General features: G+C 53.0%; 18 protein-coding genes. 16 read left to right on the plus strand and 2 right to left on the minus strand.

Translation table 11 applies throughout. The features are described 5' to 3' along the window. Window positions 1-69: 69 nt before the first annotated feature. From Q4E93_RS30475 to Q4E93_RS30540, 14 genes are all read left to right on the plus strand, one after another. Window positions 70-756, plus strand: coding sequence for a DUF1345 domain-containing protein (locus Q4E93_RS30475; protein WP_303591723.1), 687 nt, complete (start codon window positions 70-72; stop codon window positions 754-756). Between the two features lie 65 nt (window positions 757-821). Continuing rightward, on the plus strand, window positions 822-1,850 hold the full coding sequence (locus Q4E93_RS30480; RefSeq protein ID WP_303591724.1) for a LacI family DNA-binding transcriptional regulator: 1,029 nt from the start codon (window positions 822-824) through the stop codon (window positions 1,848-1,850). 151 nt (window positions 1,851-2,001) lie between these two features. Beyond that, window positions 2,002-5,148: a SusC/RagA family TonB-linked outer membrane protein gene (locus Q4E93_RS30485; protein WP_303591725.1), complete on the plus strand. Its 3,147-nt coding sequence runs from the start codon at window positions 2,002-2,004 to the stop codon at window positions 5,146-5,148. Between the two features lie 20 nt (window positions 5,149-5,168). Next, the gene (locus Q4E93_RS30490; protein WP_303591726.1) at window positions 5,169-6,977 is read left to right on the plus strand and encodes a RagB/SusD family nutrient uptake outer membrane protein; all 1,809 of its coding nucleotides are present in this window, start codon (window positions 5,169-5,171) and stop codon (window positions 6,975-6,977) included. Window positions 6,978-7,014: 37 nt separating this feature from the next. Beyond that, the gene (locus Q4E93_RS30495; RefSeq protein ID WP_303591727.1) at window positions 7,015-8,208 is read left to right on the plus strand and encodes a glycoside hydrolase family 172 protein; all 1,194 of its coding nucleotides are present in this window, start codon (window positions 7,015-7,017) and stop codon (window positions 8,206-8,208) included. Between the two features lie 8 nt (window positions 8,209-8,216). Further along, entirely contained in the window at window positions 8,217-10,010 is a 1,794-nt protein-coding gene (locus Q4E93_RS30500; protein WP_303591728.1) for a sodium:solute symporter family transporter, read from the plus strand. Between the two features lie 7 nt (window positions 10,011-10,017). Next, complete coding sequence (locus Q4E93_RS30505) at window positions 10,018-10,830, plus strand: glutamine amidotransferase (protein ID WP_303591729.1); 813 nt, start codon at window positions 10,018-10,020, stop codon at window positions 10,828-10,830. A 3-nt stretch (window positions 10,831-10,833) separates the two neighbouring features. Continuing rightward, complete coding sequence (locus Q4E93_RS30510; protein WP_303591730.1) at window positions 10,834-12,042, plus strand: hypothetical protein; 1,209 nt, start codon at window positions 10,834-10,836, stop codon at window positions 12,040-12,042. Continuing rightward, window positions 12,039-14,168 carry a hypothetical protein gene (locus Q4E93_RS30515; RefSeq protein ID WP_303591731.1) on the plus strand — a complete coding sequence of 710 codons (2,130 nt, stop codon included), beginning with the start codon at window positions 12,039-12,041 and terminating at the stop codon, window positions 14,166-14,168. Before Q4E93_RS30510 ends, Q4E93_RS30515 begins: the two co-directional genes overlap by 4 nt. Before the next feature lie 8 nt (window positions 14,169-14,176). Then, window positions 14,177-15,331, plus strand: coding sequence for a glycoside hydrolase family 172 protein (locus tag Q4E93_RS30520; protein ID WP_303591732.1), 1,155 nt, complete (start codon window positions 14,177-14,179; stop codon window positions 15,329-15,331). A 13-nt stretch (window positions 15,332-15,344) separates the two neighbouring features. Continuing rightward, window positions 15,345-16,505, plus strand: a complete 1,161-nt coding sequence (locus Q4E93_RS30525) for a glycoside hydrolase family 172 protein (protein ID WP_303591733.1) — start codon at window positions 15,345-15,347, stop codon at window positions 16,503-16,505. Between the two features lie 26 nt (window positions 16,506-16,531). Beyond that, on the plus strand, window positions 16,532-17,824 hold the full coding sequence (hisD, locus tag Q4E93_RS30530; protein WP_303591734.1) for a histidinol dehydrogenase: 1,293 nt from the start codon (window positions 16,532-16,534) through the stop codon (window positions 17,822-17,824). Further along, entirely contained in the window at window positions 17,824-19,998 is a 2,175-nt protein-coding gene (locus tag Q4E93_RS30535; RefSeq protein WP_303591735.1) for a DUF2961 domain-containing protein, read from the plus strand. The genes hisD and Q4E93_RS30535 overlap by 1 nt, the downstream gene beginning before the upstream one ends. Next, the gene (locus Q4E93_RS30540) at window positions 19,964-23,254 is read left to right on the plus strand and encodes a family 43 glycosylhydrolase (RefSeq protein WP_303591736.1); all 3,291 of its coding nucleotides are present in this window, start codon (window positions 19,964-19,966) and stop codon (window positions 23,252-23,254) included. Before Q4E93_RS30535 ends, Q4E93_RS30540 begins: the two co-directional genes overlap by 35 nt. A gap of 28 nt (window positions 23,255-23,282) precedes the next feature. Here the strand turns inward: Q4E93_RS30540 and Q4E93_RS30545 are convergent, their stop codons facing one another. Further along, window positions 23,283-23,885, minus strand: a complete 603-nt coding sequence (locus tag Q4E93_RS30545) for a hypothetical protein (protein ID WP_303591737.1) — start codon at window positions 23,883-23,885, stop codon at window positions 23,283-23,285. Beyond that, complete coding sequence (locus Q4E93_RS30550) at window positions 23,875-24,756, minus strand: hypothetical protein (RefSeq protein ID WP_303591738.1); 882 nt, start codon at window positions 24,754-24,756, stop codon at window positions 23,875-23,877. Before Q4E93_RS30550 ends, Q4E93_RS30545 begins: the two co-directional genes overlap by 11 nt. Before the next feature lie 93 nt (window positions 24,757-24,849). On the opposite strand from Q4E93_RS30550, the gene Q4E93_RS30555 reads away from it, so the two are divergent. Then, window positions 24,850-25,299: a BlaI/MecI/CopY family transcriptional regulator gene (locus Q4E93_RS30555; protein WP_303591739.1), complete on the plus strand. Its 450-nt coding sequence runs from the start codon at window positions 24,850-24,852 to the stop codon at window positions 25,297-25,299. A 3-nt stretch (window positions 25,300-25,302) separates the two neighbouring features. After that, on the plus strand, window positions 25,303-26,832 hold the full coding sequence (locus tag Q4E93_RS30560) for a M56 family metallopeptidase (RefSeq protein ID WP_303591740.1): 1,530 nt from the start codon (window positions 25,303-25,305) through the stop codon (window positions 26,830-26,832). The last annotated feature ends 73 nt before the right edge of the window (window positions 26,833-26,905 follow it).

The following is a 26,905-nucleotide window of genomic DNA, read 5'->3' on the forward strand; positions in this document are numbered from 1 at the left end:
CCGGGGCGGCAGGCGGGGATAGCGAGACTAATTTTTTGAGTAGTGCCGGCAAGCGGTTAAATTGCAGATATGGCGGAATATGTTAAAGCTCCTCATTGGTTTTACCGGATCAAGGCAATTTATAAATTGCTGGTCTGTCTGGGAGTGGCGGTCCTGGTGTTCCTTTTGTTGCTGCCTGTGAAAATGGAGGGGGCTTCCAGGACCATGCTGGGCTGGGATGTTTTCAGCCTGTGTATGATCGTCATCTATGCTGCTATTTTTTCTGCAGTGTGTCCGAAACAGCTGCGGGTGCTGGCCAGCCGCGAAGATGAGAGCCGGCCCGTGGTTTTTACTATCGTGGTGGTTGCTATTATTGGAAGCCTGGGCGGGGTATTGCTGTTGTTGAAGAACCAGGGGGGATGGCTGTTGCCTAAATGGTTGGAGACCATCATCTATATTACCGGCGTGACATTTTCGTGGTTGCTGCTGCATATGCTTTTCACCAGTAAATATGCCCATCTGTATTATGCCAACCATCCCAGTCAAAAAGGCCAGATCGCCAAGGGACTGGATATTCCCGGGGATGAGGCGCCTGACTATATGGACTTTGCCTATTTTGCTTTTGTCATCGGGATGACCTTCCAGGTGTCGGACATCGAGATCACGTCTAAACGTATGCGGCGACTGGTGCTCATACATGGGTTGATATCTTTCCTTTTCAACACGGTGATCGTGGCGTTGACGATCAATGTGGTGGTGGATCTGCAGGGGAAGTAAAAGAAAACCAAAAATTATTTTTTTTATAAAGGGGATTATTTATATTTGAAAATGATTACGTATTCATGACAATAGATCCAACCAAGACCGACTTGAAAAAAAATTACACATCGCAGGATGTTGCGGCGATAGCGGGGGTTTCGCAGTCCACGGTTTCGCGGGTATTTGCCGGCAATACGAATGTGTCAGAAAAGAAGCGGAAGAAGATACTGGCGGCGGCGGCGAAGCTGGATTACAAGCCGAATGCCCATGCCAGGAGCCTGATCACGCGTAAGACGATGATGATCGGGATCGTGATGCGTAATATCCGTAATCCTTTCTATTCAGCCGTCCTGGAGATATTTCACAACAGGTTATCGGCCAGGGGGTATCATCTTATCTTCATCAATTCAGAGAATGAGGAGATCCAGGAGAGTGAGATCACGCAGCTGCTGGAATACAATGTGGAGGGGGTGATCATCACCGATGCATTATTGTCTTCGTCGGCCAGCCAGAAGTTCAAGCGGTATGGCATTACGGTGGTATTGTTCAACAGGTACACCGAACACCTGGAAAGTAGTGCTGTATTTTGCGATAATTACCTGGCAGCCAAGCAGATTGCGGCTTACCTCGTAGAGATGGGGCATAAATCTTTCGCTTTTGTTTCCGGGCCCTCGGACACGTCCACCACGATCGACCGGCTGAAGGGGTTCAAGGAGGTTCTGGATGACAGGAAGATAAAGGACCTGACGATCGAGCCGGGGAATTACACTTTCGAGAGCGGTTACAGGGCTGCGCAGGAGCTGATGACGAGGAATAAGAATATCGACTGTATCTTTTGCGGCAATGATATCATAGCGTTGGGGGTAATGGATGCTATCAGGACGATTGGTTTGAGGATCCCCGAGGATGTTTCGGTGGTAGGGTTTGACAATATCCGGATGTCGGAATGGCCTTCTTATGCGCTGACGACCTGGGAGCAACCTTTGGAAGAGATGGTGGACAGTGCCGTGGAATTGATGATTAAAGAGATCAATGAGAAGGACGCTCCCATGCAGGTGGTGATGATGAAGGGTCACCTGGTAGTCAGGAATTCCGTGCGGTCGAGGAAATGATCTTTTTTTTGTCCTCTAATTTTTTGAATACGTAGTCATTTTATACCAGGCATTGATTAATAGCGGTTTTTAAAAAAGACGATTGCCAGCCGGGCTTGATTGGGACTTGGTAAAAAGGGAAATTATTTTTTAACCAATAACTATCAGTTTTATGAGAATTGCTGCTACTAAGAGGATCACGGGGTCTGTCTTCCGTGATCTCTTCAACCGGGATGGGAGGCGCCATACCGGTCTCCGGTGTTTCTTCCTACTGCTGGCATTGTGTTGTGGTTTGCTGGAGGTGAGAGCAGAGGTCCTTTCATTTGTGCTTTCCGGGACCATTGTCAACGAGCGGAGCGAACCGATGCCGGGGGCGAACATCGCGGTGATCGGATCTGCTTCGAAAGGCGCAACGACGGATGTATATGGGAAGTTCCTGCTGGAAGCGGAAAGCGAGGGGGATTCGATCGTCGTGACATTTGTGGGCTATAAGCAGCTGCGAATGAGGATTGGGAACCTGGGCGGCAGAAGGGATGTCGTCATTAAGATGGAGCCGGATAAGGAGGGGCAGAAGCTGAACGAATCGGTGGTGATAGGTTTTGGCTCACAGAAAAAGAATTCGATCACGGGGGCTGTAGCGACGGTGAAGGTGGGCGATCTGCAGCAAGTGGCCACGCCCTCGTTGTCCAATGCCATCGGCGGCAGGCTACCGGGGATCATCACAAGGCAGACATCGGGAGAGCCGGGCTATGACGCGGCCAATGTATTTATCAGGGGATTGGGAACCTTTACGGGCAACACAAGTCCCCTGATCCTGGTGGATGGTGTGGAGAGGGACATGAACCAGCTGAATGTGCAGGAGGTAGAAAGTTTTTCGATATTGAAAGATGCGTCGGCAACGGCTGTGTATGGCATCAGGGGCGCCAATGGAGTGATATTGATCAACACCAAAAGAGGTGTGTCGGGGCCGCCCAGGGTAAGCTTCCGGACCGAGAACGCCCAGTTGTCCCCCTTGCGCCTGCCGAAATTCATCAACAGCTATGAGTATGCGTCGCTGGCCAACGAGGCTACCACACGGGGCGGGGCGCCGCAACCCTTCTATACGCCTACGCAGGTGCAGGGATACAAGGACCATTCCGACCCTTACCTTTATCCGGATGTGGACTGGGTGGATGTGGTCTTGAGGAAACATACCTTCCAGACCATCAACAATCTCAGCCTCACCGGCGGTAATCAGACGTTCAAGTACTACACGAATGTGGGATATACGGTCCAACAAGGGCTTTACAATGAGGACAAGACCATCCCGTACCCCACGAATACCAGCTATAAGCGATATAATTTCAGGAGCAACGTGGATGTCAATCTAAGCAAGAGCCTCTCCATGTCGCTGAACCTGGGAGGGATCACGTCTAACGGGAATTATCCGGGCAATGGGGCTTTCCTGATCATGGAGTCCATCAATCTCACTCCGAATAACGCGTATCCTGTGAGGAATCCGAACGGATCTATTCCGGGGTCGGGGACTTTTCTCGGGATGAGCCCTTTTTCGAAGACGACGCAGTCGGGATATACCAAGGAGTTCCGGAGCACTATACAGAGTTCACTGGGGACCAAGTGGGACCTCTCCTCCATCGTGACAAAGGGGTTGTACCTGAAGGGCCTCTTTGCCTATGATTTTTATGATGTGCAGGGTAATGGCAGGCCAAAGCAGCCGCAGACGTACCAGTACCTGGGCAAGGACGCCAACGGGCAGGACAAGTATAAACTGATCCTGACGGAGAGCCCGCTGGGCTATACGAGATATAATGTCAGCAACAGGGCTTATTACCTGGAAGCGTCGGTGAACTATGACCGGACGTTTGGCAGGCATACGGTGAACGGGCTTTTGCTGGGTAACAGGAGGGAGTATGTCGATCTCACCGCCGCCAACTCCATCGACAATATTCCTTTCAGAAGGCAGGGATTGGCGGGTCGGGTGACTTATGATTATGACACCCGTTATCTGCTGCAATTTGATGCGGGCTATAATGGATCGGAGAACTTTCCGCCCGGAAAGCGATATGGATTCTTCCCTTCCGTGGCTGTTGGCTGGGTCCCCTCCAAGGAGAAATTCTGGAATGTGAATGTCATCAATTATTTAAAATTCAGGGCTTCGTATGGCAAGTCGGGGAATGATCAGATAGGCGGGGCGAGGTTCCTTTATCAAACGACCATCAACAAGAATGCAGCGAATTATCTTTTCGGACAGAGCCAGACCACTACGACGGGCGCCTTTGCCGAGGCGAGGATCGGTAATAATGATATATCGTGGGAAGTCTCGGAGAAGGCAAATATCGGGACGGACATGGAATTGTTCAATGGCCGGGTCACGCTGACCGTGGATGTTTTCAGGGAGCACCGGACGGGCATACTCCTGCAGCTGCAGCAGATACCCAGCTCTGCCGGCTACCCCGGCTCCAACATTCCCTATGCCAACCTGGGAGTGGTGAACAACCATGGCATCGAAGGCAATATAGAGATCCGTAACAGGACGAAGGGAGGGTTTTATTATTCATTCCAGGGCAATTTCACGTTTGCCCGGAATAAGATCGTAGAGGACAACAGCCCGACGAAGCCGTTTGCCTATCAGAATTCCAGAGGACAGAGCATCAAACGTTTCTATGGCTTTGTCGCGGATGGATTGTATAAGGACCAGGCGGATGTCGCCAAGGGGCCTGACCAGACGTATCTCCAGACGGTGATCCGGCCCGGGGATATCAGGTACAAGGATCTGAATGGAGATGGCAAGATCAATGCGGACGATCAGACCTATATCGGATTTTCCCGTACACCGGAGATCATGTTTGGTTTTGGAGGCACCATCGCCTACAAGGGAGTCGATCTCAGTATTTTCTTTGCGGGGGCTGCGCGGACCAGCATGTACATGTCGGGGCGCAGCACCTGGGCATTTGCGGATGGGGTAGGCGTTTACAATGTGACCAGGGAGTATTTCGATCACCGTTGGATAGCGGGCGCCGATAATTCCAAAGCCGAATACCCGGGTATCCTGGATGTGAAATCCACCAATAATTTCAACACCAGCACCCAATGGCTCAGGAACGGCAATTACCTGCGCGTCAAGTCAGCGGAAGTAGGCTATAATTTCCCCAGGAACCTGACACAGCGGGTGCATATCAGCAATTTCCGACTATTTATCAACGGATCGAACCTGGGCCTATGGGATCATATCAGGATCGTGAATCCTGAGGATGACGGACCGAATGAGAACTATCCTTTACAGCGAAGCATCAATTTCGGGGCGCAAGTGACATTTTAAAACCATCAAATCATTCCATCATGAAATCGATTATAAGAACGATTGCCGGGGTGCTGCTGTTGTTCCTGTCGGCTGCCTGCAAAAAAGATTATCTGAACAAGGCGCCGGATGACGATCTTACGCTAACCCAGGTATTTGCCAACAGGGATTACGCCATGAATTTTCTCAGTAATATCTATACTTCCCTGCCTGTAGAACGGCGTATGGTTGATAACGATCCCAACGGCAATCCATTTGTCGGCGCTTCAGACGATATGGAGCAGATGTATCCGCCCAGCTTCAGCAATTCCATGAATGCCGGATCGTGGGGGCCTACTACCTATACGATCGACCCGTGGACAGCCAATTATGTCGGCATCCGTAAAGCCAATCTTTTCATAGAGAACGTGGATAAGGTGCCGTTGGATGATTTTTTTACTTCGGACCTGCGGTCGAAGCTGAAAGGGGAAGCCTTATTCTTACGCGCCTACTATCATTTCCTGCTTATGCGGGTATATGGCGCCGTACCTATTTCCGACCATAGCGTGGCATTTACCGATGACCTTAAAGCCATTCGCCGGGCCCCTGTCGATAAGTGCGCGGCTTTTGTAGCTGCCGAATGCGACAAGGCAGCTGCGCTCCTGCCCGCCAATATTACGAATGCGACGGATTATGGCCGGCCTACGAAGGCCGTCTGCCTGGCATTGAAAGCAAGGGTGCTGTTGTATATGGCAAGTCCGTTGTGGAATGGCAACCCGGACTATAAGGATATTAAGAACGACGACGGCACCCGGCTGTTCCCTGATGGGGATGCCAGCAGGTGGCAGGCTGCCGCGAATGCCGCGAAAGCATGTATTGACCAGGCGGAGTCGGCCGGGTATGGGTTATACCGGAGCGCCAGCAATGACCCTGTAAAAAATTACCAGGAAATCTTCTATGTGAATAATAACAAGGAAGTGCTGTTTGCCAATAATGCGGGTTTTTTTAATGACAATGATGTGTACAGTGACCCGAGGAGCACTTATTCGGGGTTCACGCTTAACAGCATTACGCAGAATATCGTGGACGACTATGAGATGGCGGATGGCACGCGGCCGATCCTGGGTTATAATGCCGATTACACGCCCATCATCAACCCCGCTTCCAGCTATACGGAGACCGGTTTTGCGGCGGCTGCGGATCCCAATGGGAATTATGCGGCCGGGACGAGTAATATGTATGTGAACAGGGAGCCTCGTTTTTATGCCAGCATCCATTTTTCCGGTCAGCCCTGGAAGAATAGTCCCGGGCTTGAATTCTGGTATAAAGGCGCTGACGGTAAGCTGGGCGCAGGCGCGGGTAACTATACGAAAACGGGTTATTTGCCCAAGAAATGCTCCGACCCCAGCTTTACCTGGGTGCCTAAGCATGAGGTGCTGCGTACCTGGATACTTTTCAGGCTGGGAGAGCAATACCTGAATTATGCAGAGGCGCTGAATGAAGCGCAGGGGCCGGGGGGAGATGTCTATAAATATGTGAACCTGATCAGGGATCGCAGCGGCCTGCCAGGGCTGCCGGCGGGGCTTTCGAAAGACGAGATGCGGGAGCGGATACATCATGAACGCCGCATCGAATTATTTTATGAGACGCACCGGTATTTCGATGCACACCGGTGGAAGATAGCCGAACAGACGGAAGGAGGCGACATCCTCGGCCTGAATATTTTTGCAGGTGATACCAAGACAGACCCTGCTTTTTTTCAAAGGGTATTGGTGGAGAAGCGTGTTTTTGAAAAGAAGCATTACTTATGGCCGATGCAGCAACGAGAGCGGGACAAGAACCCCAAACTGGTGCAGAATTATGGCTGGTAGAATTGTGGCAGGTAGTTCTTTTTAAAAGTCGTACTATATGATATTAAGAGTCATTGGGTTTATGCTCTGGCTATTGCCTTCAGGGCTTTATGCACAGCAGCTTTATGAGATACCGCAGGGAACCGACAGCCGTTGGGTCAGTTTTGAAAACCCTACCGGAGAAAAAGGTAGAGGAGGGATGGAGAACCATGGAGCTAAAGGTAATGCCAGCCAATGGATCAAGGCCGGCACCAGCCGGGAGATCGCGGATCTTCGTGGTGCGGGCGTCATCAACAGGATCTGGATGACCATTATCGACAGGAACCCTAAGGCATTGCGGTCCATTGTTCTCCAGATGTATTGGGACGATGCGAAGAAGCCTGCGGTGTCTGTGCCGCTGGGTGATTTTTTTGGTGTAGGCCTTGGGAGGATGGCTGCTTTTCAAAGTGCGTTGTTCTCCGATCCTGAGGGGAGGTCATTCAACTGCTATGTGCCCATGCCTTTTAAGAAGCGGGCCAGGATCGTTTTTATCAATGAGTCGCAGCAGGACGAGCTGCTGTTCTATGACATCAATCTTTCTACCTTGAAGACGCCTCTGAAGGATATCGCTTACTTTCACGCCTACTGGAGCAACAATGAAGGGGCAAAGCTGGGGGAGGATTTTCAAATCATGCCCAGGGTAAATGGACGGGGCCGGTTCCTGGGGACCAACGTGAGTGTCGTAGCCGACAGCGTATACGGCAATACCTGGTTTGGCGAAGGAGAGGTGAAGGCCTACCTTGACAATGATGGACAATATCCGACGCTGGTGGGATCGGGGACGGAGGATTATATCGGTTCCGCCTGGAATCTTGGGTCTTTCAGTAATTTGTACCAGGGCGCACCCATTGTGGACAAAGTGAAAAAGCAATATGCATTTTACAGGTATCATGTGCCTGATCCTATTTATTTCCAACAGAACTGCAGCGTGACGATCCAGCAGATGGGCGGCGCCGGCAGGGACCTTATCCGGGGGATATCGAAGGCCGGCGGCAGGGTGAAACCTGTCAGTGTGATGACATCCAAGGGGCTGATCAAGCTGTTGGAGACGCCAGGCTATCCGGACCTATTCGATCCTTCTTTCCCTGCTGATGAGTGGGTGAATTTTTACCGGGTGGATGATTATTCGGCAACGGCCTATTTCTATCTTGATAAACCCGAGAGCAACCTGCCGGCCCTTGTACCATTAGCCAACAGATTAAAAGGACTATAGATATGCATATGAACTGGAACCAACCGGATGTTTGGATCGTTGCGGCTTATTTGCTTATCATGTTTAGCATGTCGTTATGGCATAAGCGATTTGCGTCCGCCAACCTTGAAAACTTTTTTCTGGGAGGAAGAAAGATCCCCGGATGGCTGAATGGCATATCGTATACGGCTGCGCTGGTGAGCCCGGATGCTGCGACGGGGTATGGGGGGCTTGCTGTGGTGACGGGGGCTTTTATCTCCTGGTGGTACCTGAGCAGGTTTGGGCTGGCGCTCTTTATCGGAGGGGTATTGTTCTCCGGCTTCTGGCGGCGGCTGAATCTTTTTACTTCGCTGGAGTTCTATGATCTGCGCTTTCCTCCCCGTGCGGCTGCGGCGATGCGGATCTGGATAGCGGTGAGGACCTCTTTTATTGCGATGCCTGCGTGGACGGGGATCACGCTGCTGGCGGCCTATAAGATCATGGGGCCGGCGTTTGGATTGACCAAGGCGGAGACAATGTACCTGGTGGTGCCTATATCTTTTCTTTTTGTTTTTTTCTCGGGATATAAGGGGGTGGTGATCTCCAACCTGATACAGATGATCATATTTTTTGTTGGCGCAGTCGTCCTTGCAGGTCTCACCCTTGCTCATTTCGGAGGGCCTGTGGCGATGAGCGCTACGCTGAACGATATGTTTGGAAGGACGCACCCGGAGGTGCTGCAAATGACGCCGCCTGCCAGGCATGACGTCTTTCCCCTGGCGGCGGCCATGGCCTGGCTATTCGGCCAAAGCATCGGGTATGGCGGCGATGCCGCGCCTATGGGGGGCGCTATGGAGGGGCAGCGGATCCTTTCCACGCGCACGCCGTCAGAAGCGTTGACGATGTATGTGGTGACGGCGATCAGCATGTTTGTGCTTTTGCTATTGGTGACTTTGCCAAGCATATCGGCTGCTGCTATCTGGCCTGAGCTACGGAGTGCGGGTGCGGACAGGGAGCTGGTGTATGGGCGACTGATGAAGGAGATGCTGCCGCACGGTGCAATGGGGTTACTGGTGGCGGCGATGATGGCTGCCACGATGTCCACGGTGGGGGACAACCTGAATTTCGGAAGCCAGGTGATGGTGAGTGATATTTACCGGCGGTGGTTTGTGCGTGGGGCTACACAGCAGCATTATTTAATGATGGGAAAGGTGGCCATGGGGATTATCGTGAGCATTGCTGTCGCTGTCGTATTCAATGTCAGCATTATTACGAATGTGGCCATCTTCATGCTGCAGCTCAGTGCGGCGGAATTACCTGCCAACTGGGCGCAATGGTGGTGGTGGCGATTTAACGGGGCTGCGCGTGTAGCGGCCTCCTTTGGGGGAGCGGCCATCTTCTGTCTGGTGGTACTGGGGCCACAGCTATTGTCGTGGCTGGGCGCCGGGTGGGCGCAGCAATTGGTATTACCGTGGTATTGGTCCACCCTGCTGGTGATGGGGCTAACCACTGTGCTCTGGGTGAGTGTGGCTTTACTTACGCCGCCGGATCCGGACAGGATGCTGAGCGCGTTCTGTGAGAAGGTGCGGCCATTGGGCTGGTGGGGGCCGTACCGGAAGAACCGGATCTCTGTTGATGTCAGGCCTATCTTTCGCGGATTGTATGTGGCGGTGGTGGGCTTTGCGGCTACGAGCCTGTTCATTCAGGCATTGACAGAGGCGTGGTTCGGGAGGTATATGGCAGGCGTGGCAGAGGTGCTGGCGTCCGTGGTATTGTTTATTCTTTTTAGAAGGACCTCGCGATCGTTCCTCGATTTTTTGGAAGATCGTACAAATCGAAAATAAAAATTTTATGAGAGCAAAAAGTCAAGTAAGGACAAAAGACGAACATGTACTTTATCTGGGGGACTGGGTCTTTCATGTCGGGCCTACGTTCATTGAAACGCCGTTTGGTACGGAGACCAAGGATGCGGATCTGCATTTTTATGGCGAGCGGCTGACGGAAGCATTAGAATACCAGGCGGATGTCACGCCTCTTGCGAACTGGGAGCTTTACCGGCTGGAGCCGGGTAAGCTGGAAGCGTACCTGGAGGAATCAGCGTGCCTGATCATCAGCGATGTGGAGGCGAAGTGCTTTCATTTGTATCCCAGCTTTTTTGACAGGGCGCGGCGTGAGAAACGAATCGTGACCTTCCCGGACAGGCTGGATGTCATTAAGGATTGGATCCGCGATGGAGGGGGGATGATGATGCTGGGGGGATGGTTGTCTTTCAGCGGCGTGCAGGGGAAATCCGGGTGGGGGAGGAGCAAGCTGCAGGAGGTGCTGCCGGTGGAATGTCTGCAGGTGGAAGACCTGGTGGAATCATCCGCGGGATTTACGGCGGAGGTATTGGCGCCACAGCATCCGGCCGTGAAGGGGCTGCCCTGGGAAAAGTTCCCGCCGATCTTCGGTTACAATGAGGTGAAGGGAAAGATAGATGGGGAAGTGCTGGTGCGCGTGAAAGAGACGGGTCATCCATTGGTGGTCACCGGGGAGTATGGCAAGGGCCGGCTATTGACGTATATGTCGGACCCGGCTCCGCACTGGGGGATCAATTTCGAGCTGTGGGAAGCGTATGACACTTTCTGGCAACAGGCGTTCAACTGGGTAAAAAAGAAAAAATAAGCGATGCATTCAACTCCATTAAAGGCTGGGGCATCGGTGGTGGATATCACGCCGCCACTCGAGGTCGGCTTGCTTACTTCTTCTGTCAGGGGGGAATACGGGGCATTCGAATCAGTGAGGTTGCCATTGAAGGCCCGGGTGCTGGTGTTAAGGTCCGGCCATGAAATGGCGGCATTGGTCTCGATGGACCTGCTGGCGTTAAACGATACTTCCGTAGGCGGATGGCAGGATTTTAAGGAAGGCATGTCGGATGTGATCGCTGCCGAAAGGATCGTTATCACCTGTACGCATACACACAATGCGCCGGAATCCGTGGGGCTGTCGGGTTTATACCTGACCGAAGCGTACCAGGCATGGCTGATCCGTGTACAGCGGGCCATCGGGGAGGGGATCAGGCGCGCGGTGGCCGGGTTGAGGCCGTGCTCGGTGACATTCGGAACTGCGTTGCTGAATGGTTATTCTTTGCAGCGGCGCATCCCCGTGGCGAATGGCATTATCATGTCCGATGCGGTGCAGCCAATTTCCGAAGAGCTGATGAACCGGGGGCCTGTGGACAGGAGGGTGCGGACGATCCGGCTGACAGCGCTTTCGGGGGAAGGCATAGCAACGTTGGTGCATGCCATCTGTCATCCCGTACATGAAATGTGCCTCCCGCATATCTCCGCCGACTTCCCGGGAGAGATGTGTCTTGAGATGGAGCGGTCAGCGGAAGGCGGAATACCTTTCTTTTTAAATGGAGCTGCAGGCGACACCAATCCGCCAACTGTGAGCCTGGGGCCCGGATATGCACGCCGGCATGGGCGGGCGCTGGCCCGGATAGCCGGGAGGCGCGACGGCGAAGAGGCGGCGGACACTGCTGTTTTCAAGGCATCCTACCGTGAGGTGCAGCTTAGCGTGCGACCGGAAGCAAATGTGCTCAATATGGGGGATGCGCTGGCCCGATTCACCGCCCTTCGCATAGGTACGCTGGCTATTTTATTCCTGCCGGGAGAACCTTTTGTGGAAATAGCGCTGGCAATAGAACGGTCATCGCCTTTCGAGCATACCATCGTGGCGGGTTTTGGTGAAAACAATATAGGTTATATCCCTACTGACGCCGCTTTTGCCCAGGGGGGCTACGAAGTCGGTCCGGGCAAATGGTCGTTCCTGCAAAGGGGCGCGGATGAGGTGATCTATCGTACCGGCTTAAAATTATTGGAGGAGCTTATATGAAAAAATTGATCAGATATTCTTTATGGATAGTGATCTTAGTCGGGGCAGGCGCCGTCAGGGGGCAGTCGCTGTATTTTTATGGGAATGAGCATAACGATCTTTACGCGCTGCTGCGGCGGGAAGGGTATGCGGTGAAAAGATATGGCAGTCCCGGGGCGGCGGTGAAAGCTGCTGTTGCGGGGTCGGGCGTGTTCATTATCGGAGATGGGTATCCGAAGGTGGATACGGCAAATGTGATTACACCAGCGCTGCTGGAGGAGGCAAATAAAAAAAGGTTAAGGCTCTATGTAGAATATCCTGCGCGGTTCCCGGGGCTGGATGTGCCTGCCACGGCGGTGGAGACGCAACTGGAGCGGGGAGTGGTCACCAGCGATGTGTTTGGGAAGAAGCTGCCATCCATGGGATTGCTGGGCATTCACAACTGCCATGTATTACCTGTGGAGGCAGACAGTCTTTTGATCGTGCTGGCCAAGGTGGTGGGCGTGGACAGGGCGGAATATGGCCTGACTGACACCAAGGTCTATCCTTTGCTTTTCGAGCGGGACCATGCATTGGTGAGCATGACGGGGTTAAGCAATTTTCAAACGGGCCGATATGGACCTTCGGCGTCGGTGAGGGTATTGTGGAGCTATATTCTGGGACGGGTGGTGGGGAATAAGCATTTTGTCATTAAGCATTGGCGGGAGGATGTACAACCTATGTTTGGCAGGAGCGGGGCTTTGCCAGCAACGGCGCGGTTGAACAGTATTAAAAAGGGCGCGCGGTGGTTTGACAACGGCAGGTTCTTCGTAGATGCCAGCTGGAAGGGAGATTGGGAAAAATACGGCAGCAATGGGCTAAAGCCTGTGGGGCCGCCTGTGGGCGAGGATAAAGCTGTCGGGGATGGAAGTCTCGGGATCCTGGAAGGGCATACTTCTACCATTTATTATGACGGGCGGCAGCAGTACCGGTACTGGATGCGGGCGGATGTGCAAGGAGAGGCCAGCATGGCGTTGGCTGCCGCTGGGAGAGTGTTGAATGACGAAACATATAAACAGAAATCGGCGCATTTGCTGCAGTATTTATTCCGGAGCAGCAATATGCGGGCGGGCGCGAAGAATGATCCGTCCAGTCCGGCTTACGGGCTTATTGGCTGGGCGACCAGCAATGCCGGAACCTTTTACGGGGATGACAATTCCAGGGCGATCCTGGGCGCCATCGCGGCATCTGCCTATCTGCACACGGATAAATGGGATAAGGACCTGGCGGAAGCCATTATGGGTAATTTCCGGACAACGGGTAAGCAGGGATTCAGGGGCGAGCGACTGGAAGAGGGGGACATCATCAAGAATGGATGGCCTTATTATTACAACCGTGACCTGGTGCATCCGTCACCTCATTTCGAATCATGGATGTGGGCCTGTTATCTATGGCTGTACAGCAAGACGGGGTATGCGCCGTTGCTGGCACGGACAAAAGAGGCCATCAGCATCACTATGGATGCTTATCCTGATAAATGGCGGTGGGGTAGCAGTATGCAAACACAGCGGGCGCGGATGATATTGCCATTGGCGTGGCTGGTCCGGCTGGAGGATACAGAGGAGCATCGACGCTGGCTTGACCGGATGGTCACGGATATGTTGGGTTACCAGGATGCCTGCGGCGCTATCCGGGAAGAGATCGGAAAGGGTAAGGGTATGTTCAAGGAGCTGAAGAAGAACACTGATTATGGCTCCGATGAAGGATCGTTGATCTTTAAGAATGGGGAAGCAATATCGTGCATGCTGTATACCAACAATTTTGCTCTTTTTAGTTTACATGAAGCCGCGCTTGCTACGGGCAATGAAAAGTATAAGGCTGCTACATCCAGGCTGTCGGATTTCCTGACCCGGATACAGGTGCGAAGTGTAAAGCATCAGGACCTGGACGGGGCCTGGTTCAGGGCGTTCGATTATGGAAAATGGGATTACTGGGCATCCAATTCTGATGCCGGGTGGGGCGCCTGGTGTACGTTGACAGGCTGGATACAGAGCTGGATCGTCACCACGCAGGTGCAGATCCAGGAAAATCAAAGCTTCTGGGATCTGACGAAGGGATCAGGTATGGGGCCTGTAGCTAAGGCCGTTATTGAGACAATGATGAAATAATATATTTTATGCGGGCTATATTGACCTTACTATTAGGAAGTGCTTTATGTGTACGGGGTCAGGAACTTTCGACCTTGTCGATGATACAGCAGGGGGTGATGTCCAAACGGGTGAGCAGTGCTGATAAGACCGGCGGGGGAAATGATTTTATCCGTATTGGGAATGGCGAGAAGAAAACGATATTCGAAGTAAAGGGCGCGGGTGTGATCGATCATATCTGGATCACTATGGCGCCCGACCCATCGGTGCTTTGCAGGAATGATGTCATCATCCGGATGTATTGGGATGGAAAGGACTATCCTTCGGTGGAGTCGCCGATAGGCCCGTTCTTCGGGCAGGGGTGGAATGAGGCATATAATTACAATTCCTTACCCTTGTCGGCAAGCCCGGTGGAGGGAAGGGGTATGGTGTGCTATTTCAACATGCCATTTGAGAAGGGCGCCAGGATAGAGATAGAGGACCAGGCTGGAAGGGACATCGATCATTTTTACTACTATGTGGATTATACTGCCATGGATAAGCTGCCTGCCAATGCCGGAAGGTTCCACGGCTGGTATAACCGGCAGGTGACGGGGGCGTCTGTGGAAGAAGGCGAGAATGAATGGGGTATACTCGGCAAGCCGGGAAATAATCTTACGGGAAAGGATAACTATGTCATAGCAGATATAAAGGGGAAAGGGCATTTTGTGGGGGTGAATTATTATGTTCATTCGCCTACACCTGTCTGGTATGGGGAAGGGAATGACATGATCTTTATAGATGGGGCGAAGGAGCCTACGCTGCGAGGTACGGGAACGGAAGACTATTTCAATACGGCGTGGTGTCCGAAGACTGCTTTCTCGAATCCCTATTATGGGTATCCCCGGGTGAACAATGATATCGGCTGGCTGGGCAGAACGCATTTATACCGATTCCATATCAGCGATCCGCTGTACTTCAACAAGGATTTCAAATTCACCATCGAGCATGGCCATAATAATGTGCTTACCCTTGATCTCGCCAGTGTGGCTTACTGGTATCAGAGCGAAGCATCACCTATACCGGCAATCCCAAATAAGGAGGGCCGGAAGCTTAAACCATTTATAAACATTGGCGACATACACCGGTGGCGGGATGCGTGGAGAAAGAGCAAGGGGAATGACCCGGCGCTATGGGGGAATTAAAATGCAGCAATTTATGAGAGCATGGATGATCTTTTTTGTGTTGGGGTTTGTAGTCCGGGTGAGCGCCCAGGAGATGATGGAACTGACAAGGATAAAACAGGGGGTGAAGTCGAGGCGAGTCAGCAGCTGGGACAGGAGCGGGGACAACCATGATAATATCGGGCTTATTAAGAAGGGGGAGCGCCGGACTATTTTTGAAGTAAAGGGCGCCGGCATTATCAACCATATCTGGATCACGATGGGGCCAGCGCCTCATGTATTGAGCCGGAATGATATCATCATCCGGATGTATTGGGATGGGAATGATTATCCGTCGGTGGAATCGCCGATAGGACCCTTCTTTGGGCAGGGATGGAATGAGTCTTACCTGTTTACGTCGGCGCCATTGGCTGCCACACCTGACAACGGGCAGGGGCTGGTGAGCTATTTTGCCATGCCTTTTGGGCAAGGCGCCAGGATAGAGATCGAGAACCAGGCCAGCGGGGAGATCCGGCCATTTTATTTTTATGTGGATTATGTAGCAATGAAGCAACTGCCGGCCCATACGGGCAGGTTCCATGCCTGGTACAACAGGCAATTGACCATGCCTGTGGATAGTGTGGAGAATGAGCATTGGATGTTCGGTGCGAACCGGAGTAATAAAAATGGACGAGGTAATTATATCATAGCTGATGTAAAAGGAAAAGGGCATTTTGCGGGGGTGAACTATTATGTGCACTCACCTACGCCATATTGGTATGGAGAAGGGGATGATATGATATTCATTGATGGAGATACGGTGCCGACCCTGAGCGGCACGGGGACGGAGGATTATTTCAACACATCATGGGGGGCGCCCCGGGCTGCCTATTGCACTCCTTATTTTGGATATGCGAAGGTGAATGGAGATATAGGATTTCTGGGAAAGACCCATATATACAGATTTAATATAGCGGATCCCATCTATTTTGACAAATCATTAAGGTTCACCATCGAGCATGGGAGTAACAATGTGCTGACGCTTGACCTGGCGAGCGTGGCATACTGGTACCAGGATAAGGCTTCGCGGATACCTGCCATACCAGGGGTGGAAGGCAGGCAGCCGAAACGTATGATCGGTCCCGTTGACATCCATCGATGGCGCGATGCGTGGAGGAAGCAGAAGGGTGGGGATCCGAAGCTCTGGGGGAATTAGTTTCGTTCATTACAAAAAATACAGGAATGGCAAGGTTTTTAAAAAAGGGAAAGAGTGTAACTGAGATCAAAGCCGCGGATGGGAGGGTGAGGGACACCGTAGAGATCATTATCAAGGATATCGAGGACAGCGGGGACATCGCGGTCAGGAAGTATTCGATGGCTTTCGACAAGTGGGCGCCCAATGCTTTCCGGCTGACAGAGGAGCAGATCGCGGAGATCATCGACCGTACGCCTAAGCAGGTGATCAGTGACATCTTGTTTGCGCAAAAGCAGATCAGGTTCTTTGCGGAGCGGCAGCTGGCTACCATTTCAGATCTTGAAGTAGAAACGCTGCCAGGTATTTTCCTGGGGCATAAGAATATCCCGGTGAACAGTGCGGGGTGCTATATACCCGGCGGCAGATATCCAATGGTAGCGTCTTCGCATATGAGCATACTTACGGCCAAGGTTGCCGGCGTGCAGCGGGTGATCGCCTGTACGCCGCCCATCAACGGGGAGATCCCTGATGCCACGGTGTGTGCGATGCATTTTGCGGGCGCTGATGAGATCTATATCCTTGGCGGCGTACAGGCGTTGTGTGCGATGGCCATCGGTACCCAAACGATGGCGCCAGTGGATATGATCGTAGGACCTGGAAATGCGTATGTGGCCGAAGCCAAACGGCAGCTGTTCGGAAGGGTAGGGATCGATCTTGTTGCAGGACCTACCGAGATACTGGTCATTGCCGATGAAACGGCCGATGCAGAGATGGTGGCTTGTGACCTGTTGGGGCAGGCGGAGCATGGGCCGACCTCCCCGGCGGCATTGATCACTACTTCGGAGAAGCTGGCAAGGGAGACTTTGTCGGAGATCCAGCGGCAGCTGCAGTTCCTGGCGACGGCCGATGTGGCTGGGGTTGCATGGGAGCAATATGGTACCATCATCCTGGTGGAAGACGAGGAGGAGGCCATCCAGGAAGCGAATGCATTAGCGTATGAGCATGTAGAGGTGCTGACGCGGGACCCGCAGGTCTTCCTCGATCATCTAACCAATTACGGGGCATTGTTCCTGGGGCCAGAGACGAATGTGGCATATGGGGACAAGGTGATAGGTACGAATCATACATTGCCCACCATGGGGGCCGCCAGGTATACCGGGGGGTTGTGGGTGGGAAAATTTATTAAGAATTGCACGTATCAGCGCTGTACACCTGATGCAAGCGTCATGATAGGCGCGTATGCGATGCGGTTGTGTGAACTGGAGGGGTTTGCGGGGCACAGGGAGCAGGCTGCGTTGCGGGTGAGAAGGTATACGTCTACATTAAAAACAAGTAAATAATGATGTTCCGGTGGTTAGTAATACTGTGTTGCCCTATTGCGCTGAGCGCGCAGGATATTCCTGTTGGCCTGGATGCTTACCGTAAATGGGATCGGCTGCCACAGCAGCGAATCGGCATCCGGGCCTACATGCGCAGTACGTACGACCGGATGAGCAGGGGTGGGGATGCGGGGCATTTCCTGTTCATGAATGGGGAGGATCAGAATATCACGCTGGATGTAAAGGGGAAAGGGGTGCTGTATTTTTTCCGGGCGAACCATTGGCATGGCAGTCCCTGGCATTTTGTGATGGATGGGCGGGACCAGGTGGTCAGGGAGACGGCAACGGATAGTCCTGTCAATGCTGTGAAAAGGGTGAGGGAGGCGAAATTTATTCCCGGTGAGGTTTTTGGAGAGCCCCTGGATTGGACATGGACGACGACAAAGGGGGCAGATCTGATCTGGACACCTATGTCATTCCGGGATTCGATGAGGATAGCGTATTCCCGGACGTATTATGGAACGGGTTACTACATTTATCATCTTTTTGCCAATGAGATGGGGGGGAAGGAGAAGGGGGGTGCTGGCAGGGATGTGGCGGCATTCATCGGCAGGGCCGGTACGGACGTTGCTCCGAAGGGCATTGCTACGGTGTGGGGGAAAGTGGTAATGGGGAAAGAAAGCGTATTGCTGGCTTCGATGGCAAGGGAGGCCTCTGTTGTGCGGGCGTTTAAATTGATATTGCCGCTGGACAAGGCTGAGGAGATGGAGAGAATACGATTGCGTATCACCTGGGATGATGCCGTGCATCCATCGGTGGACGCGCCGCTGTGCCTTTTCTTTGGGGCAGGAACATTTTTCAACCGGGAGAAGAAAGAGTTTTTTGTGAAGGGGCTGCCCATCAATATCCGTTGTGATTATCCCGGCAATAAAGTAGCGCTGGCCTGTTATTATCCTATGCCATTTTTTAAGAACGCAAAGTTTGAACTGGTGGGTGAGGGATCCGCGGGTGTTCCGGTGGACTATGAGATAAGATATGAGCCTTTAAGGATGCCTGCCGCCCGCAGCAGCTATTTCCACGCAACTTATGTGGATATACCCGAGCCGGAACTGGGGAAGGACATGGTGTGGCTGGATACGAGGGGAGTCGAGGGCAGAGCGGATTGGTCGGGCAGCTTTCTCGGGACCTCGTTCATCTTTTCACATAATGCGGATCTATATACGCTGGAAGGCGACCCCAGGTTCTTTTTTGACGATGCCCGGACGCCGCAGGCTTATGGCACGGGGACCGAGGAATGGGCGGGGGGCGGAGATTATTGGGGAGGGGAGAATATGAGCCTTCCGTTTGCCGGGCATCCCTGCGGATCGAAAGACAAGCGGTCGGCTGTGAATGAAAAGGATCTTATTCAATCCGGGTACCGATTTCTCATGGCGGACCTGATGCCATTTGGCAAGCGTGCCCAGATCCGCTTTGAGCATAGCGAGAATGTATCCCGCGAGCATTATGAGGCTGTCAGCTATTGGTACGGGCTGCCGGCCCCCTCCCTGGTCAAGACGGATTCCATCGATGTCGGAAATGTGGCAGATGAAGCGGCCCATGGATATCATTCACCGGATGCCTCTCCAGTGGAAAAGGTGGTCTCCCGGTATGAATGGGGGCCGGATTCTTTGCCGCGGGGCGCCTGGGGTTATGATGTGCGTAAGATCCCCGGCTACAACGTGGGTGCAGAGGTCTATCCCGCGCAGGAGGAGGATGGGAGGCATACCAGTGGTGTATCGGAGTTCAGGGCCAGGCTGCAACCAGCGAATGAGGGGGTGTTGTTGCGCAGAACATTGGATTATAGTTATCCCAACCAAACGGCGGAAGTATATGTCAGGGCAGGCGCAGCGTGGAAACTTGCGGGGGTGTGGTACCTGGCGGGGTCCAATACATGTATGTATTCGGGGCCCCGGGAAGAGCTGGGTAAGCGGGGGTACCATGTGCAGACTTCCAACCGGCAGCTGCGTGATGACGAGTTCCTTATACCGGCCCGGCTGACGAAGGGGTTGTCATCGATCCAGATACGGATAAAGTGTTTGCCGGATCAACAGCAGCTGTATCCGGGGCATGATTTTCCAAAGCAAAGCTGCTGGAGTGAATTAAAATATGATGTATATAGCTATGTTATACCAAATTTTACGGTGGGCGGCCAATAACAGGTCGTGGCCTGCCCTATTGTTAGTGTTTATTGCATTTTCGTCCTATGGCAATGTACGGCTGCCTGCCGTGTTGGGGAGCAATATGGTCCTGCAGCAGGGAAGCGAGGTAAGGCTTTGGGGATGGGGAGAGCCTAATGAGCGGGTGGTCATTGTTACGTCGTGGGATGAGAAGACCTATCCGGCAGTGACGGTGACGGGAAATGCGGAATGGGCATTGTCCATCCGGACGCCTGCGGCGGGCGGGCCTTATACGATCCGGATAAATGATATCGTTCTATCGAATGTCATGATCGGCGAAGTGTGGGTTTGCGGCGGTCAGAGCAATATGGAGATGTGCGGTCAGTGGGGTTTGCAGGACGTCAAGGCTGAATATGCCAGGGCACATCTTGCGGGGCTCCGGCTTTTTCAAGTACCTAAATCATCTGCCAGCGTGCCCCAGAACGATTGTGGTGGAACGTGGGAGATGTGTGACAGCAATAGTTTGCCGAGTTTTAGCGCAGTGGCTTATTTCTTTGGGCAGCGGCTGCATGATTCGCTGCATGTTCCCGTCGGGCTGATCCAGTCCTGCTGGTCGGGGTCTTCCGCGGAGGTGTGGACGCCAGACAGCGTGATCAACCGCGATATAGTGTTGAAGGAGGCGGCAATGAAAGTATTGCCCAATGGGCAGGTGCCGCATTTGCCCGGGTATGCTTACAATGCCATGATCGCGCCCATTACACCCTATACGGTGGCGGGAGTCATCTGGTACCAGGGAGAGAACAATACGATGACGGCGGGCGTATATCCCCGGCTGTTTGGGGCCCTGATCAACAGCTGGCGGAAGGCATGGGCCAGGGACCTGCCTTTTTATTATGTGCAGGTAGCTCCATTCCGGTATCGGCTTGCCAATGTAGGGGCGTTGATGCGTGAGGCGCAGGCAGCGTGTATGGCGTATGACAATGTAGGTATGGTGGTAACCACGGACCTGGTGACGGATGTCGGGAATGTTCATCCTTCGGATAAGCATGATGTAGGATGGAGGCTCGCTGACTGGGCGTTGGCCCGGACCTATCACCAGCAGGGGAGTGTTTATCGCAGCCCTTTGTTTCGGGACTGGCGAGTCAAAGGGGACAGGGTTACCGTGTATGTGGACAATGCGCTTCGGGGATTGATGGTAAAGGGCAAACAGGTGACGGAGCTGTATGTAGCTGGGGAAGACAGCGTGTTCCATCCGGCGGAGGCCGTAGTGGAAAATGACAGGATCATTGTGAAGAGCGCGGCTGTCAAGCGGCCGGTGGCTGTCCGTTATGGGTTCAGCAATACAGCCATGGGTAATATTTTCAGTAAGGAGGGTCTGCCGTTGGCACCCTTCCGTACGGATAGGTGGCCGGTGGAAAATGCATATCCTGCGATGGGGGAGGCGGCGATGACGCAGCAGCATTATTATGAAACACCTGTCATTACCGGGGCGTTCACGCATATTTTTGACCCTAATGAAACGCGGCGTGCTGAAGATACAACGTGGTATACCAATGATCATACGTTCGTGAAGGGGAAGGATGGGAGCTGGCATGCATATGGCATCATCGGCCATCATCCTGTCAGGCCCTGGGAAGGGGAGACGAAGTTCTTTCACATTACGGCGGGAACACTTCGACAGGGGAAGTGGGAAGACCATGGATATGCTATGACGGCCAGGGAAGGTGTAGAGCGGGTGTTGTGGGCGCCACATGTCGTGCCGGAGAGGGATTCATTCTATATGTTCTACAACACAGGCAACATGCAAAAGGATGCGCCCAACTATGCTTCCTGGGGGCAGCTGTGCCTGGCGACGAGCCCGGATCTGAATAGCTGGGAGCGACATCCATTGAATCCTTTGTTCAGTGATCCCGGGCATGCGCGGGATTCCTATGTAATGAAATATAAGGGCAAGTATTATTACTACTATAGCCGGACATTCAACGAGGTGGATCACCGGAGTGTGGTGGCGGTGAGGACGGGACCAGACCTCACGCACTGGAGCGGGCCGAAGATCGTACATGTGCAGCCTTATGGAATGGATTGGGGCGGGGATACTGAAAGTCCTTTTGTAGTCGAGCGGAAGGGGATATTTTACCTGTTCATCTGCCGGGCTATTACGAAGTACAACCAGACGGATGTATATTGGTCTGCCGACCCTGAAAATTTTCCCAGGGAAAATTTGGTTTGCACGCTGCCTGTCCATGCTGCGGAGGTTATCTATGATGAGAAAGAGGGCTGGTGGATCTCGAATACCGGCTGGGACAAGAAAGGTTTGTTCCTGGCGCCGATGGAGTGGAAAAAAAGCCCTGAGCTGCGGGTTGTGCGCAATGAGCTCAGCAATGACAGTGTGCCTGCAGTGAACCCTGTATTGAACCATGATTTTCCCGATCCCACCGTGATACGGGTGGGGGATACTTACTATGGGTATGCCACCAATACGGTGGTCAACGGGAAGTATGCCCATATACAATTAGCCACCTCGACAGACCTGGCGCATTGGAAAGATATGGGGGATGCTTTACCGGCAGGCGCTGCCTGGGCCAGCAGGGATTATTGGGCGCCGCATGTGATCTATGATCCGCGGCTGAAAAAATACGTGATGTATTATTCGGCGGAGAGTAAGACCGACAGTACGGGGAAGTGTATTGGGGTGGCGTTTGCGGACAGCCCGGCCGGACCTTTTACAGATACGGGAATACCGCTGATCAGCGGCAAGGCGTTTGAGGATATCGACCCTTGCGCTATTATCGATCCGAAAAGCGGGAAGAAGCTGTTGTATTGGGGATCGGACTTTCATCCTATCCAGGTGCAGGAACTGAGCGATGACTGGAAGACTTTCAAGCGGGGCAGTAAGCCGGTGGCGGTGCTATATCCTGGCCAGGAGGGAAAATATGACAAGCTGGTGGAAGGCACCTGGATAGATTATGCAAACGGATATTACTATTTATATTATTCGGGGGACAATTGCTGCGGGGCATCGGCGAATTATGCTGTCATGGTTGCACGGTCCAGGCATCCTTTTGGGCCATTTGAACGATTGGGGCAAACAAATGCCGGCGGGAGCAGCGTGATACTGGAGAAGAGCGGTGAATGGACGGCTCCGGGGCATAATTCCATCTTCCGGGATGAGAAGGGGCGGGTGTATATGGCATATCATGCGGTGGCTACGGGTGCGGGGCCGGTGAAGCCGGCCGGGAGGGTACTGATGATAAGTCCCGTGGCGTATGAGAAGGGGTGGCCTGTGGTGAAGTAGTTAAGACAATAACGATCCCCCTGCGGTATTACCGGAACCTGGCAGAAAGGGTATAGCATACTTTATCATTGATGCGGCGGAAGACCTCCGCGTTGATCTTACGGATGCGGCGAAGCTTGCGGCCCATCAGAAGGTTGCCGTCGCTATCGAAATATTGCGGCTGGGGGAAGTAGGTGAGGATGTAATATTTCTTGTTGACGAAAGGAAAGTTGAATGCGCGCGGCCATAGGGTGACGTAGACAAGCGAATGCTTGCGTTCGTCCGTATAGTAATCCAGGTTATTGATCCAGGTGCAATCCACGGAGCGCATATTGGTAATGAGATTGTTGACCACCTGGATGTCGAATCCATATTTTCTCAGCGTATCCTTCATACGGTCTTCCCCCACCCAGAATTCGTAGATGTAGGTGAGGGTATCTGTCGTCAGTTCCAACGACACGCGGTCGAAGGCGCGATCGGTGAACTCGATCGAGAAAGGTTTGTTCTTGTATGATTGCTTATATACGAGCTCGATGCTGTCGAGGACGGACTGGTGGTAGCGGTAGTACCGGGATATGTTCATGGTCTTGCATGCGCATGCGAGCAATGCGAAGGCGGCGTACAGAAGGATATGGGTTGGTTTATTCCTCATGGCCATTGTTTAAAGTGTAGGTGACTCCATAGAGGATCTTTTTCAAAAATTTCGGTGTTACCTGCCGGAGGGTCCTGCCGCCGTAATCCCAGTAGATGATGGTGAAGATGTCGTCTTTCATTTGGATGTCCGACAATACAATGTAGTGGGTGGGGAAGCCGAACTTTGATTTATCATGATTTTTTACGTGCAGGTAGGTGTTGTTGACATAGAGGAAGGTGGTGCCTGCCTGTATGGCTTTTTGGAGGTAGGCGTACAGGTCTTTTATGCCGGGCCGGATCAGGTCTGAGCCGACGGCCCTTATTTTATAGCCCAGCAGGCGGGTGACGATGCGATTAAACTTGCCCAGGTTGCATGCTGCCCAAAAAGAATCTTCGGAGCCTGCATGGTACTTCCGGAAAAAGAAATTCAGGTAGCTTCTAAAGTGATCTGCCAGGACAAGGAACCACATCTGGTCGGCGGGATGGATATCCAGGACGCCTTTGAACCGGAGGGTGCCGGCGGCCCGCATTACTTCGGGAGCGGGATCAAAATGGATCCTGCCCCAGGTGGCCTTGCCTTCCAGGAACAGGGCAGCCATGAATTTCACATATTGGAGCGGATCGTTATTGAGGGGCAGGTAGGAGAGGGCTGCATAGCCGCAAAAATTCGTGTTACTGCCCTGGTACATGCTGAGGGGGTATTGGACGTTGTGGCGGAGGTTTTCCATGAATAAACGGGACCGGGCATTGGGCCAGTAAATGCTTGAGTCGGGCAATTTTAATTCCTGGAGGAATGCAAGCGCTTCCTGTTGGGTGGAGTGGCCGGGTTCTCCCAAGGTGGTGAGCGCAAAGAGTAAGACGGAGAGCAGGGAGAAAAGAGGCCTTTTCATCAAGCGAATATAGTCGGTGCCTCTGAGGTAGCAAATTTTCAAAAAAAGTTCCTAATAATTTTTAACGTACGTTTTTTTACGTACCTTAGGGATATGAAAAGATTTAAGAAGGAGGGGGGTGAAGGGCAGGAGCCTACGAAAGCCGAGCTGGCGGTATTGCAGGTGTTGTGGCAGCAAGGGCCTTCGACCGTACGAATTGTACATGATGCCCTGAACGAGGGGAAGGAGGCGGCGCAGTATACTACCACGTTGAAGCTGATGCAGCTGATGACTGAGAAGGGGATGTTGTCCAGGGATGAATCGAGCATGAAGCATATTTATCGTGCGGCGTTGGAGGAGAGGGGGACTAAGGGGCAGTTGCTGAACAGGGTCATCGACACGTTGTATCATGGTTCCGTGGGCAATATGATGGTGGCCTTATTGGGCAACGAGAAGACGTGCGAGAAGGACCTGCAGCAGCTGCGGGAGCTCCTGGATAAGATGGAGAAGGTGGACGAGCAGGGGAAAGTGGACAAGTTGGGTAAAGCTGAAAAAAAGAAATAATATATGATACAAGCCATCTGCTGGACGCTGGTCCATTCCCTCTGGCAGGGTTTGCTTTTCGCCATGGCCACGGGTGTGGTGATGTTGCTGACGCAGCGGTCGAGCGCGGCTATACGCTATAATATAATGTGCGGACTGTTCCTGTTGTTCCTGCTTGCCTGCGCCGGTACTTTTTTGTATGAAAGGGGTGTAACCGGGGAGGCTGTTGCTCCTGGTGCAGTGGTTTTCGTGGGAGGGGCCAGGGAATGGACGGTGGCTTTGGCCGGCTATTGTTCGGAACATGCGGTACCGATCGTTTGGGCCTGGTTGTTTGTCTTTATGGTGAAGTCCTTGCGGATGCTGGGCAGCCTACTGTATACGCAAAGGCTCAGGCATTATGGCATTAGTGCGGCGCCTGCGGGCTGGCAGCAGAAGGTGGAAGATCTCAGCCGGCAGCTGGGTATCAGAAAGGTGGTAAAACTGGTGGAATCGAGGATCGTGAAGATGCCGTTGGTCGCCGGACATTGGCGGCCTGTGATCTTTATGCCACTGGGGTTGCTGACCGGCTTGCCTGAAGGGGAGATAGAAGCTGTGCTGCTGCATGAGCTGGCTCATATCCGCCGGAACGACTACCTTATCAATTTCCTGCAGCATGTAGCTGGCAATCTATTGTTCTTTAACCCGGGTTTTCTCTGGATGTCTGCCTTACTGCGGGATGAAAGGGAAAACTGCTGTGACGACATAGCGATCGCCTGTACCCGCGACCGGGTGCAGTTCATCCGGGCCCTTATCGATTTTAAGGAATATGATCTCCGTATGGCGCAGCTGGCTACTGCTTTCCCGGCCAGAAAGAGCCAGCTGTTGAGAAGGGTCTCCCGTATTGCGCACAATACCAACAAGACATTGGATACTACCGAGAAAATATTTTTGGTCATGAGCTTTGCCGTTGTCTCGTTGCTGGTGGCGGCCGCCGATCGATCTCCGGGGAGGGCGTTAGCGGCGCAAATGCCACGGGGAACCAACAGGGTCATCGTCGGCACTCCGGCGGCGGTTCCGGGGCATGAAGTGACTATTGATGAGAAGGAACCGGCGGAAGAAATGGAACGGCGGGCGGTGAATAAAAAGAGGCCGGTGAGGAAGACCATACCCCTGCAGGCTGCGGTGATCGTTGCCCGGGAGACCCAGGTACAGCAGTTGGATGAAGACCGGCAACAGGCCAGAGACCAGGCGGCAAGGGATGCTGAGCAGATCGTTATGAATAAAGCGCAGGCAGAAAGGGATGCGCAGCAGGCTATACGTGACAGGGAGCAGGCAGAAAGAGACAAAGCGCAAGCGGACCGGGACCAGCACCAGGCCGAGCTGGATGCGGAGCAGGCCATCCGGGATAAGCTGCAGGCTGAGCGGGACGTCCACCAGGCCATGCTCGACAGGCAGCAGGCGGCAAAAGATGCTGCCGGAGTAAATCCTGTTCAGCCGAAGGCTCCGCATCAGGCCACGAGTGCACGTCGGGCCACCTATGCTGAGCAGGTCACGGATACACATAGGGGATATTAGCTAATACATACATGAAGTTTCAAAAAATCACTCCGGAAGTGAAGGGGATCGTATTGCCCTATTGTTAACCTAA

Origin of the sequence: Flavitalea plasmicola (assembly GCF_030546645.1) — a bacterium.
Taxonomy (GTDB): domain Bacteria; phylum Bacteroidota; class Bacteroidia; order Chitinophagales; family Chitinophagaceae; genus Puia.